This window comes from Salinibacillus aidingensis (assembly GCF_039522525.1).
GTDB classification, from domain to species: domain Bacteria; phylum Bacillota; class Bacilli; order Bacillales; family Alkalibacillaceae; genus Salinibacillus; species Salinibacillus aidingensis.
The window spans coordinates 53,844-66,047 of the sequence record NZ_BAAADO010000006.1; the positions used below are offsets into that span (position 1 = coordinate 53,844).

General features: G+C 42.2%; 10 protein-coding genes. 9 read left to right on the forward strand and 1 reads right to left on the reverse strand.

Going from position 1 to position 12,204, the window contains the following annotated elements; genetic code table 11:
• Window positions 1–155: 155 nt before the first annotated feature.
• The 7 genes from dhaK (at window position 156) to ABD006_RS14040 (ending at window position 7,365) form a co-directional block, all read left to right on the forward strand.
• Window positions 156–1,151, forward strand: coding sequence for a dihydroxyacetone kinase subunit DhaK (dhaK, locus tag ABD006_RS14010; protein WP_343842321.1), 996 nt, complete (start codon window positions 156–158; stop codon window positions 1,149–1,151).
• A gap of 15 nt (window positions 1,152–1,166) precedes the next feature.
• Window positions 1,167–1,787 (forward strand): dihydroxyacetone kinase subunit DhaL, encoded by a 621-nt coding sequence (gene dhaL / locus ABD006_RS14015; protein ID WP_343842323.1) that lies wholly within the window; start codon window positions 1,167–1,169, stop codon window positions 1,785–1,787.
• Between the two features lie 6 nt (window positions 1,788–1,793).
• Entirely contained in the window at window positions 1,794–2,177 is a 384-nt protein-coding gene (gene dhaM, locus ABD006_RS14020) for a dihydroxyacetone kinase phosphoryl donor subunit DhaM (protein WP_343842325.1), read from the forward strand.
• Between the two features lie 108 nt (window positions 2,178–2,285).
• Window positions 2,286–2,831, forward strand: coding sequence for a glycerol-3-phosphate responsive antiterminator (locus ABD006_RS14025; protein WP_343842327.1), 546 nt, complete (start codon window positions 2,286–2,288; stop codon window positions 2,829–2,831).
• A gap of 242 nt (window positions 2,832–3,073) precedes the next feature.
• A complete protein-coding gene (locus tag ABD006_RS14030; protein ID WP_343842330.1) occupies window positions 3,074–3,907 on the forward strand; it encodes an MIP/aquaporin family protein in 834 nt (277 codons plus the stop codon).
• 14 nt (window positions 3,908–3,921) lie between these two features.
• On the forward strand, window positions 3,922–5,412 hold the full coding sequence (gene glpK / locus ABD006_RS14035; RefSeq protein WP_343842332.1) for a glycerol kinase GlpK: 1,491 nt from the start codon (window positions 3,922–3,924) through the stop codon (window positions 5,410–5,412).
• 294 nt (window positions 5,413–5,706) lie between these two features.
• Window positions 5,707–7,365 (forward strand): glycerol-3-phosphate dehydrogenase/oxidase, encoded by a 1,659-nt coding sequence (locus ABD006_RS14040; RefSeq protein WP_343842334.1) that lies wholly within the window; start codon window positions 5,707–5,709, stop codon window positions 7,363–7,365.
• Between the two features lie 221 nt (window positions 7,366–7,586).
• Here the strand turns inward: ABD006_RS14040 and ABD006_RS14045 are convergent, their stop codons facing one another.
• Entirely contained in the window at window positions 7,587–9,599 is a 2,013-nt protein-coding gene (locus tag ABD006_RS14045) for a penicillin-binding transpeptidase domain-containing protein (protein WP_343842335.1), read from the reverse strand.
• A 207-nt stretch (window positions 9,600–9,806) separates the two neighbouring features.
• Here ABD006_RS14045 and ABD006_RS14050 point away from each other — a divergent pair, with 207 nt between their 5' ends.
• Window positions 9,807–10,835: a tetratricopeptide repeat protein gene (locus tag ABD006_RS14050; protein ID WP_343842338.1), complete on the forward strand. Its 1,029-nt coding sequence runs from the start codon at window positions 9,807–9,809 to the stop codon at window positions 10,833–10,835.
• 83 nt (window positions 10,836–10,918) lie between these two features.
• Complete coding sequence (trxB, locus tag ABD006_RS14055; protein WP_343842341.1) at window positions 10,919–11,872, forward strand: thioredoxin-disulfide reductase; 954 nt, start codon at window positions 10,919–10,921, stop codon at window positions 11,870–11,872.
• Window positions 11,873–12,204 lie beyond the last annotated feature (332 nt).

Consider the following 12,204-nt stretch of genomic DNA (forward strand, 5'->3'; position numbering starts at 1 on the left):
TGATAAAACTTTAATAGAATGTCAAGGAAAATTGAGCAAAAATTCTAGTATTTCTCACATTTATATAATAGAATAAAAGTACGCGGCAGGGTTATAGAATCTAATGATTTGAATGCTGGTGTGAGCATTCAAAATCCTTGAGGAGGATATTTTCTATGAAAAAGATTGTGAATGACCCTAACAAAGTTGTTGAAGAAATGCTGCAAGGATTTGTTGCTGCACATCCCGATGATGTTAAGCAATTACCAGGTACAACCGTTATTGCACGAAAAGATGCCCCTGTATCAAATAAAGTGGGCCTTGTGAGTGGAGGAGGAAGCGGTCACGAACCCGCACACGCCGGCTATGTAGGCGAAGGGATGCTGGATGCTGCGGTTGCCGGTGAGGTTTTTACTTCCCCTACTCCGGATCAGGTATTTGAAGCGATTAAAGCCGTTGACGGTGGATCAGGTGTATTTTTGGTTATTAAAAACTATACAGGCGATGTAATGAACTTTGAGATGGCAGCTGAAATGGCTGAAGCAGAAGGAATTAAAGTCCAGCAGGTCGTTGTAAATGATGATGTAGCTGTTGAGGATAGTTCATTTACGACAGGACGCCGGGGAATTGCCGGTACAATTTTTGTTCATAAGATCGCAGGAGCTAAGGCTGCTCAGGGTGCTTCTTTAGATGAAGTAAAGGCTGTGGCCGATAAAGTGGTTGCAAACGTCCGCTCAATAGGAATGGCCCTGACCCCATGTACCGTTCCTGCTGCCGGTGAACCGAGCTTTGTCTTAGAGGAAGACGAAATGGAAGTGGGTATTGGTATCCACGGAGAGCCGGGAATTGAGCGCAAAAAAATCACAAGTGCTGATGATATTGCAACCGAGCTAACAGAAAAAGTATTAGATGATATGAATCTTACAGGCGGTGAAGAAATCGCTGTGATGGTGAATGGTCTCGGCGCAACCCCTGAAATGGAACTATATATTGTGAACAGGAAAGTAAATGAGCTGCTTTCCGATAAAGGAATTAAAATCTATGACTCATTTGTCGGAGAGTATATGACATCGTTAGAAATGGCGGGGTGCTCTGTAACCCTTCTTAAAGTGGATCAGGAGTTAAAGAAACTTTTAGAAGCAGATTCCAAGGCTCCGGCATTTCGTCGCTAAAATGGGGGGAACCATATGGAATTACAAGTCAAACACGTGATAACCTGGATGGAAAAAGCCAACGAAAAAATACAATCCAATAAAGAATACTTAACGTCCCTTGATCAGGCAATCGGTGATGGGGACCATGGGCTTAATATGGCCCGGGGATTTCAGGAGGTCGTAAATAAAGTTACGGAATCTGACTATACCAATGTTTCTGATATTCTTAAAGACGTATCCATGACTCTTTTGTCAAAAGTAGGCGGAGCATCAGGCCCGTTATATGGTACGGCTTTTCTGAAAATGTCTACTGCTGTAAAAGGAACAGAGAGCGTTGATTTTCCCCGGTTCAGGACTGCAGTAGAGGAGGCAGTTAATGGTGTGAAGCAGCGGGGAAAAGCAAATCAGGGTGAAAAAACCATGCTTGATGTATGGGAGCCCGTTGCAGAGTTGTTACAGAATCAGGAAGACCTTGAAGCAGAAGAACTTGCTTCCACAGCAAGAAAAGCAATGGAAGCAACCAAAGACATCGAAGCGAAAAAAGGTCGTGCTGCCTACTTAAAAGAACGTTCCATCGGTCATTTAGACCCTGGTTCTGTCTCATCCTATTACATTTTCTCGGCACTTGCGGAAGTGCTGGACGAAGGAGCTTAACTCATCATGTCATATGTAGGAATTGTACTGATTTCACACAGCCCAAAAGTTGTAGAAGGAATTAAAGATATTATCCGGCAAATGGTTCCGGATGTACCTGTTGAACCCGCCGGGGGTACGGATGATGATTCCATTGGTACCAATGTGGAAAAAATTCAACAGGCCATTGAAAATGCCTACAGTGAAAAGGGTGTACTCCTCTTTTTCGATTTGGGGAGTGCCATGATGAATGCGGAATTAGCGGTTGAAATGGCGGATTACGATCAGGTGAAAGTCGTGAAAGCACCACTGCTGGAAGGATCTTACGTTGCTGCGGTGGAATCAGGAATGGGAAAAACATTAGAGGAAGTTGAAAAGGCTGCTCAAAGCGTCTTAGAAGAAATGGAATGACATAAAGAGGTTCCCTCCAGAGATGTATAGATTGCTCTCTATGGAGGGATTCTTTTATATAGAGTATTATTGTAAAAGCAGAAGTACTAAAAAGAGGGGAGTGTCCTTTTGGGGGATTTTAATAGCAAAATTGTTCCTGCACTTCGGAATAATAAAGATTTTGAACGAATGTTGGAAAGTGACCATGAAATTCTTGTGTTACTTGAAACAAGGCTTTCACAATTGTCAGGATTGGTCAAATATGCGCATCAGCGAGAAAAAAAGGTATTTATTCATGCTGACCTTGTTCAGGGACTGAAGGCAGATGAATACGGAATCGAGTTTCTAATTAACAACATTAAAGTCGATGGGATTATTTCAACGAGAGGAAATGTTATTACATTAGCCAAAAAGCATCGCATCTTTGCCATTCAGCGATTATTTGTTCTCGACAGCCACGCACTGGAACATAATCTGAAAATCTGTAATCGGGTCCAGCCGGATTATATCGAAGTTTTACCTGGAATTATTCCTAAAATCATCAAAGAGGTTTATAAAAAAACAGGTATTCCTGTTATTGCAGGCGGATTGATTCGGTCAAAGCAGGATATTGATGATGCATTGGAGAGCGGTGCTGCAGCTGTGACAACCTCCAACTATGAGCTTTGGAAATAAAAAACTATTAAATCTGAATAAATTATGAAAATACTTATTGACAGCGTTTTCATATTCGTGTAATATGATAGATAACAAGTTAATGATCGTGATGGAGATAATGAGAGCCACACTTTTACCGTACTATCTTTTACGAAAGAAGTATGCAGGAAAGGTGTGGTTTTTTTATTGTTCTATCACAGCACGTGCTAAAAACTTGTTGAATCTGGTTTTATAAAATAGTATATCGGGGAGTGTTGGAGATGTCTGAATTTCTTGCAGAAGTTATTGGAACCATGATCCTGATCATCTTTGGTGGTGGCGTTGTTGCCAGTAACGTACTTAATAAATCAAAAGGGGAAGGCGGCGGCTGGGTGCTTATCACACTTGGCTGGGGACTTGCAGTTGCTTTAGCCGTTTTTGCCGTCGGAAGTGTATCAGGCGCACATATTAATCCAGCTGTTACGTTAGGATTTGCATCGATTGGAGATTTCCCTTGGGAAAAGGTACCAATGTATATCTCAGCACAAATCATAGGTGCATTCATTGGAGGCATTATCGTATTCTTCGCTTATTTACCCCATTGGAGAGAAACATCAGAAGCAGGCCTGAAGTTAGCTGTCTTCTCAACGGATCCAGCGGTTCGCAGTCCGTTATCAAACTTTGTTACAGAGCTGATTGGTACATTTGTTCTTGTTATGGGATTACTTTTCATCGGAGCTAACGAATTCACAGAAGGCTTAAATCCATTAGTTGTCGGTTTACTCATTGTTGCGATTGGTATGTCTCTAGGGGGACCTACCGGCTATGCCATTAACCCGGCTCGTGACTTAGGGCCAAGAATTGCACACACTGTATTACCCATACCAGGTAAAGGAAGTTCTGACTGGGGATATGCATGGGTACCAGTATTAGGTCCGGCATTAGGTGGTATTTACGGTGCATTGTTCTATGCAGCGATCTTTACAGGTGAGTATTCTGGAGCATTTTGGGCAGTAAGTGCTATTGTAGCTGTGGTATTAATAGCGGCAGCGGGAACAGAACTGAAAAAAGCCAATGAAGCTCCAGTTGATCATAAAGCTTCACAATCATTATAAGGAGGAGAGACACTATGAGTAAATTTATTCTATCTTTAGACCAGGGAACAACAAGTTCACGGGCGATTTTGTTTAACCATGAAGGGGAAATCGTGGAAACCGCCCAGAAGGAATTCGAGCAGTTCTTTCCAAAGCCAGGCTGGGTGGAGCATGATGCCAATGAAATCTGGACATCTGTTCTGTCCTGTATTTCAGAAGTACTTAGAAAGGCAGACGTTGAACCTGATCAGGTAGCAGGAATTGGGATTACAAACCAGCGTGAAACTACTGTAGTCTGGGATCGGAACACAGGTAAGCCAATTTACAAGGCGATTGTCTGGCAATCCCGTCAAACAGAAGGCATTTGTCAGGAGCTGCGTGAACAGGGACACAACGATCTGTTTAATGAGAAAACCGGACTTCTTCTGGATCCATATTTCTCGGGTACAAAAGTAAAATGGATTCTGGATAATGTTGAAGGGGCGAGAGAAAAGGCTGATAAAGGTGAGCTTCAATTTGGTACCATTGACACTTGGCTGGTTTACAAGCTTTCCGGTGGTAAGGCTCATGTTACCGACTACTCCAATGCATCCCGTACACTAATGTTTAACATTTATGACCTGAAATGGGACGATGAGCTTCTCGATATTCTGACTGTACCGAAGAGCATGCTTCCGGAAGTTCGCCAGTCCTCTGAAGTTTATGCAAATACGGTTGACTATCACTTCTTTGGCAAAGAGGTTCCAATTGCAGGTATTGCCGGTGACCAGCAAGCTGCCCTGTTTGGTCAGGCCTGCTTTGATGAAGGAATGGTTAAAAACACTTATGGTACAGGTGGATTCCTGCTCATGAACACAGGGAAAGAAGGCGTTAAATCGAAAAATGGTTTATTAACCACACTTGCCTGGGGTGTTGACGGAAAAGTTGAATACGCTTTGGAAGGAAGTATCTTCGTTTCCGGTTCTGCGATTCAGTGGCTTCGTGACGGTCTTGAAATCATAGATAATTCACCACAAAGTGAAGACTATGCCACAAATGTAGATTCCACAGATGGTGTCTATGTAGTACCAGCTTTCGTTGGTTTAGGTACTCCTTACTGGGATAGTGAAGCACGAGGAGCGGTATTTGGACTTACTCGCGGTACAACCAAGGAGCATTTTGTTCGTGCTACCCTTGAGTCACTGGCTTATCAGTCCAAAGATCTTGTTGATGCCATGGTCGCTGATTCAGGAATCGACGTTAAATCGCTGCGTGTCGATGGTGGGGCGGTTAAAAACAACTTCCTCATGCAATTCCAAAGTGATATCTTAGGCGTTCAGGTAGACCGGCCTGTCATTAATGAAACCACTGCCCTAGGTGCTGCTTATCTTGCTGGTTTGGCTGTGGGCTACTGGAACGACAAAGAGGAAATCGCAAAGCAGTGGAAGATTGAGCGTACATTTAAAGACAATCTTGATGATAACAAACGTAATGAACTATACGAGGGCTGGAAGAAAGCTGTTTCTGCAACCCGTGCATTCAAGTAATTAACAGATAAATTCGGTTTTAAGGGAGTCATTTGTATCTCTGTCAATCCCCTACAACACACCTAATGGGGAACCCTGCCCGCGCACACGAGATCGTTAAAATGACTTCCCATAAACCGGTTCGCGTGTTATAATAAAATTAAGTTAATAGTTTGGACGGAGAATCCTGAGAGACCACAAATACTCTATACATTGTATAGGGGACATTTGTGGTCTCTTTTTTGGTTGTATCCGTTTGCAATAAAGGTTAACCATATTATTAAGAGTTTTTTATGATAAAAGGAGCGATGGACGATGTTCTCAAGTCTAAATCGTAAAGAAATGAAAGGGAAAATGAAGGACGAATCTCTGGATTTGCTTGTTATTGGGGGAGGAATTACAGGTGCAGGTATTGCGCTTGATGCGGTAACACGAGGAATGAAGGTAGCTGTAGTGGAAATGCAGGACTTCGCAGCAGGTACATCAAGCCGATCAACAAAGCTCGTTCATGGTGGTCTTCGTTACTTAAAACAATTTGAAATCGGGGTTGTTTCCGAAACAGGTAAGGAACGAGCCATTGTTTATGAAAATGGTCCTCATGTTACAACTCCGGAATGGATGATGCTGCCATTTTATAAAGGCGGCACATTCGGTCCATTCACCACGAACATTGGTTTACGTGTTTATGATTTTCTTGCCGGCGTTAAAAAGACAGAAAGAAGGCAGATGTTTAAACCGGAAGAAGCCATAAATCGAGAGCCACTGTTAAATGCAAAGGGTCTTAAGGGGGCAGGTTACTATGTAGAATATAAAACCGATGATGCCCGTTTGACGATTGAAGTGATGAAAAAGGCTGTAGAAAAGGGAGCACTTGCCCTGAACTATACAAAAGTGACAGATCTCATTTATGACAATAACCGTGTTGTAGGTGTAGAAACAGAGGATCAAACCGATGGAAGTCATGACCAGCTATATGCGAAAAAAATTGTCAATGCAGCAGGTCCATGGGTTGATACCTTACGAGAAAAAGACAACTCCAAGCGTGGCAAATACCTGCATCTTACAAAAGGGATTCATCTTGTATTTGATGAGGACCGTTTCCCTCTGAAGCAGGCCATTTACTTCGACACCCCTGATGGCCGTATGGTTTTTGCGATTCCGAGAGAAGGAAAAACCTATGTAGGGACTACGGACACGGTTTATGAGGGCAATATTGCACATCCCAAAATGACGGTAGAGGACCGGGATTATGTCTTAAAGGCGATTGATTATATGTTCCCGACTGTTGGAATTAAAGCCGAGGACATTGAGTCAAGCTGGGCAGGTTTACGTCCGCTTATCCATGAAGAAGGGAAAGACCCTTCCGAAATCTCCCGTAAAGATGAAATTTTCGTTTCGGACTCCGGGTTCATTTCCATTGCAGGCGGAAAATTAACTGGCTACCGTAAAATGGCCGAAAGCATTGTTGATTTGGTTGGGAAACAGCTTCATGAAGAAGAAGGTAGATCATTCCCGGGAACACAAACGAAAGAGTTACGAATTTCCGGTGGAGACGTAGGAGGTTCTTCAGGCTTTGAAAGATTTGTCCCTCAGAAGATTCGTGAAGGAGCAGAAGCCGGCCTTGATGAAGGCGTTGCAGAATCTCTGGTTAAACGCTATGGTTCTAATATTGATTCTATTTATGATATATATCAGAATGAGCAGGACACAGCCAAAGCTGAAAATCTGGACCCCGTAGTCTATGCCATGCTTCGATACGGCATTGAGCAGGAGCTTGTTTATAAACCGGTTGATTTCTTTATAAGACGTACAGGTGCTTTATTCTTTGATATTAACTGGGTTCGTGAGCATAAAGATTCGGTGATCACCTATATGGCTAAGCAATTTACTTGGTCTGATGATCAAAAGAAAGAATATACCGAACAGCTTGAACAGCTAATGTATGAAGCCACACATCCAGTGGAAGAAGATTAATCATATCACGCATGAACTGGCCGTAATACCCCCACTTCAAGTCTTGAGGGTACCCCATCAAGACTAAGTGGGGGATAAACGGCCAGTAAATTCCTGATAAGTTCAACTAACCATAAGTGGGGGAGGGAGAAAACCTCCCACTGACGGAAGTTTCACTTTATACGAAGGGCTGACCACACTTTAAGGTCAGCCTTTCTTTATATATTGAGAGTGCTCATTTACTATTTATAAAGTTCTTCAAAAACCTCCTTCACACGCTCTACAGCTAAAGCACTGCCTCCATCATCCTGGACATTTTTAAGCAGCATAGAAATCATAAGGTCCTGGTTTTCGGAGTCATAGGCAACAAAGAGACCGTTTTCCTTTCCTTCTTTATCCTGACTTGCCTTTAGCTCGGCAGTTCCTGTTTTACCGGCCAGAGGAACCTGCTGGATGTTTGCTTCCCGGGCTGTTCCGTTTGTACTGGAAACGACTTTTCTCAGAGCCTGGTGAATGTAATCTGCATGTTCAGCACTGACCAGATTTTCTTTCCAGACCTTGGGTTCCTGTTCCGCCAAAAGCTGTGGTTTGATAAGATTTCCTTCGTTTAAAACAGGAGTAAACATGGCTGTCAGGTGCAAAATGCTTACCTGCAGTTCTCCTTGCCCATATCCGGTGTCAGCAAGCATAATTTCTTCATCCAAGTTCCCGCTGTTTGAAATTTTGGATTGCGGAATTCCATAGGGGTAAGGGATATCTTCATTAAACCCAAAATTCTTAAGTCCGGAAACCATATTATCAGCACCAATGTCCAAGGCCGTTTGTGCAAAGTAGATGTTATCTGAATAAACCAGTGCATCCTCCAGGTTTACAGGGTGGCCCGGATCGGTTACTCTGCGGACGGCATAATTTCCCCAGCCATCCTTTTTCCACGTTTCCCCCTGAATATTTCGGGTTTGTTCAGGTGTGATGGCTTCCGATGACAATCCAATCATCGCTGTTACAGGCTTAAATGTTGATCCTGGAGCATATAAGGATGTGAAACGGTTAAGTAATGGTTTGGTCTTATCTTCCAATAATTTAGCATAGGCATTGGACGTTAGTCCGTTTGGATCAAAAGACGGAGAACTGACAAGGGCAAGTGTTTCCCCGGTTTTTGGATGAATGGCAGCGGCCGATCCTTGTCGCTGATTCATTTTTTCATAAATCGTCTTCTGGACCTTTGAATCAATAGTGACGTGAATATCCTGGCCTGCTTTTGCCTTTTTAGAAGCAACGGTTACTTTCTGCCCATTGGCCTTTTTGATAGAAATATCTGCTCCCGGTTCACCTCTGAGTTCCTCTTCATATAAGAGTTCAAGTCCTCGTTTTCCTATTTTGTCCTGGGCAGAATAACCGCCGTCTTCATGCTCCTCTAATTCCTCTGCTGTAATATCGCCTGTGTATCCGACGAGATGGGCGCCCGCTTCACCTAACGGATAGTAACGTCCGACCTGATCCTGGTAAAAGACGCCCGGCAAGGCCATTAGTTCGTCAAATAGCTCCTGATCATTTGGATTGATGGTTCGAAGCGGAACAAATAAATCGGGCTGTACCCAATCCTGATTCAGCTGTTGTTTAATGTATTCCACATCTAAATGCAATTGCTCCGACAATGCCTTGATTGTTTCCTGCTCATGTCCTTCCATGGCTGAAGGCTTAATGCCCATTAGAGGTAACGTATCGTTTATCGCCAATCCATTACCATTCCGGTCAAAAATCTGTCCGCGGGGAGCGGCGGTTGTATCGAGGCCGACTTCATCTCCATCTTCAAGTTGTTTAAAGATATAAGTGGTATCCCAATTTACATACCAGTTTTCTTCTTCGTTACGGGTTTCTTTCACCAGTGTCATTTCATGGTCAAAAGAGACAGGACCTGCAATGGACTTCATTTCCACATGTATGGGAAATGAAGCTTCTTTCACTTTTTCATAATCGGGCTGTTCATCGTCCGACGGCTTTTCAAAACTGACTTTAATATCGTTTATTTCCAAGTCACTGTATAAATCCTTATAGCGACCAGCCATGTCCTCTTTTGCATAGTTCTCTTTAGCCGTTGCTGACAAATAATCCTCATACATTTGATCAAAATTCTGTTCATTCCACAGGCTGATGTATTCCGACAGGCGTTCATCCGGTGTCACCTGATCACCTTTACATGCGCCGAGGAATGATAATAACAAAATGGCTGAAAACAAAATCCATTTCCTTTTCATACCAGCCACATCCTTTTTATGTAATATTATTACTATTTTACCCAGTCGTTGACGTTGCTTCAAGATATCAAATGACTCAATAATAAATATATGGAAACGGTCTTCTGAACCGGGAAATTTGTTGTAAAACGATTTTCTCAATCATTTTATTCCTCACCTGAGTGTGTTATACTTTTAATGGTTATATGTGTTGATAGGAGGCACTTCATGGCAAATACCGAGAATCACCAAATTGATAATCAATTAAATGTCATCCCGTTCTTATTGGAAGGGGAGTTTTATTTTTCACAAGGTGTAAAAGCCTTTCAAAAGCATAACTTTCAAAAAGCAGAGAAATGGCTGAAGCGGGCGATTGAACTGGAACCGGACAATCCACTTTACCCAAGCCAGCTGTCTGTACTATATACTGAAACAAAAGCCTATGATCAGGCGAACCAGATGCTTATGAAGGTTCTTGATGATTTTGGCGAGTCCTATGTAGATTGTTATTATTTACTGGCTAATAATTATGCTCATCTTGGTCTGTTTCAGGATGCTCAAAAAAATATAGAAATTTATTTGAATAAAGCCCCAAATGGAGAATTTGCAGATGAGGCAAAGGAGTTACTGGAATTATTAAAGGCTTATAATGATGATATTGAGGAAGATGAGGATGAGTGGATTTTTGATGAGGAGGATGAATTATTAACTTATCAGGAATCGGCTTTTTATTATCTTGAGCATCATGACTGGGAGCAGGCACTTCCAATTATAGAGCACATGATGGCCCGCTATCCTGACTATGTTTTGGCGAAGCATGACTTTGCCTGGGCCTTGTTCTTTTCAGGTCAGCAGGAGAGAGCGCTGAAACTCGAAAAAGAAGCCTATGAAGAAGACCCTTCCAGCATTCACAGCATTGTAAATTTAGCGATATTTCATTGGGAAATGGGTGAACAGGATACATCCGGCCAGTACATAGAATGGCTGGAAAATGTTTATCCTATACATGATCAGCAACGGCTTAAAGTTGCAACAGCTTTTGCCCATACAGAACATTATGAGCTGGCATATCAACGTTTTAAAGATTTACCGAGGCATAAACTGAAAAATCACCTTTCTTACTATAAATGGTACAGTATTGCTGCTTATAAGATGGGATTGAAATCAAAGGCTGTTGAAGTCTGGAAGGAAGGATGCAATCGACATCCCCGTTTAAAAGAAATCGGCAGGCAGCATCCTATTGAAAGAAATGATTGAGCATTTCAATAGACGTTTAAATCCCTATCTAATACGATAATACTAAAGGGTAAAGAAATGTATGAACGAAGGGAATGATAGCAATGGCTTCCGAGGACAAAATTTATGATGTCATTATCGCCGGTGCAGGTCCAGCTGGTCTTACAGCAGCTGTTTACACGTCGCGTGCCGACCTGGATACGCTAATGCTTGAAAGAGGAATTCCGGGTGGTCAAATGGCGAATACAGAGGACGTTGAAAACTATCCGGGCTTTGACCATATTTTAGGACCTGATTTGTCTAATAAAATGTTCGAGCATGCGAAGAAGTTTGGTGCAGAATATGGCTATGGAGATATAAAGGAAATCAAGGACGGGAAGGAATATAAAACGGTTATAGCAGGTGAAAAGGAATATAAAGCCCGTGCCGTTATTATTTCAACCGGTGCTGAATATAAAAAATTAGGTGTACCTGGTGAAGAAGAACTGGGTGGCCGGGGCGTTTCCTACTGTGCAGTCTGTGACGGTGCATTCTTCAAAGGTCGTAACCTTATCGTTGTGGGCGGCGGAGATTCTGCTGTTGAGGAAGGCGTTTATTTAACCCGCTTTGCAGATAAAGTAACGATTGTACACCGTCGTGATGAACTGCGTGCGCAGAAGATTCTGCAGCAAAGAGCGTTTGATAATGAAAAAATCGACTTTATCTGGGATACCGAAGTGAAAGAGATTAACGGAAAAGACGGTAAAGTGGGCAGCGTAACTCTTTATAATAATAAAACAGAAGAAACGTATGAGAAGGATATCGATGGTGCATTTATCTACATTGGTATGCTCCCGCTTAATGAACCATTTAAAAATATGGGAATCACGAACGAGGAAGGCTATATTAAAACGAATGAAAACATGGAAACAGAAATTTCAGGGATTTTTGCAGCCGGAGATATTCGTGAAAAGGATTTACGCCAGATTGTAACAGCAACAGGTGACGGAAGTATTGCTGCTCAATCTGCACAGGTATATGTGGAAAACCTGTTAGAGGAATTGAAGGTTGAACAGTAATACAGATTTTAAAGGAGATTTACTGAAACGTAATTTCCTTTTAATGCTGTTGTAATGTGTGTGAAATAATTTTTGGGTACAATAGAATTAAGAAAAAATTGACCCCCTTTTAAAAGATAGATTCACTATTAGGCACAGGCCATTTTATAGCCTGTGCTTTATTTTTGTATTTCTTCATTATACCCTGACTTTAATAAAGACGAGCCTGGCAATTATAAACAGTGGGATTTCATATCGGGTTCATTGGTTTTCCTATTTTTTCGTAGTATAATAAAGGGAGAGACAAGGGGGAAACACACCCTGATGGATTTTTTCCACGCACAACGAGCTGT

Bases quoted from the DNA above. Each gene is read 5' to 3' on its own strand.
- dhaK (WP_343842321.1), top strand. From the start codon at position 156: ATGAAAAAGATTGTGAATGACCCTAACAAAGTTGTTGAAGAAATGCTG.
- ABD006_RS14050 (WP_343842338.1), top strand. From the start codon at position 9,807: ATGGCAAATACCGAGAATCACCAAATTGATAATCAATTAAATGTCATC.
- ABD006_RS14030 (WP_343842330.1), top strand. From the start codon at position 3,074: ATGTCTGAATTTCTTGCAGAAGTTATTGGAACCATGATCCTGATCATC.
- dhaL (WP_343842323.1), top strand. From the start codon at position 1,167: ATGGAATTACAAGTCAAACACGTGATAACCTGGATGGAAAAAGCCAAC.
- ABD006_RS14045 (WP_343842335.1), bottom strand. From the start codon at position 9,599: ATGAAAAGGAAATGGATTTTGTTTTCAGCCATTTTGTTATTATCATTC.
- dhaM (WP_343842325.1), top strand. From the start codon at position 1,794: ATGTCATATGTAGGAATTGTACTGATTTCACACAGCCCAAAAGTTGTA.
- glpK (WP_343842332.1), top strand. From the start codon at position 3,922: ATGAGTAAATTTATTCTATCTTTAGACCAGGGAACAACAAGTTCACGG.
- trxB (WP_343842341.1), top strand. From the start codon at position 10,919: ATGGCTTCCGAGGACAAAATTTATGATGTCATTATCGCCGGTGCAGGT.
- ABD006_RS14040 (WP_343842334.1), top strand. From the start codon at position 5,707: ATGTTCTCAAGTCTAAATCGTAAAGAAATGAAAGGGAAAATGAAGGAC.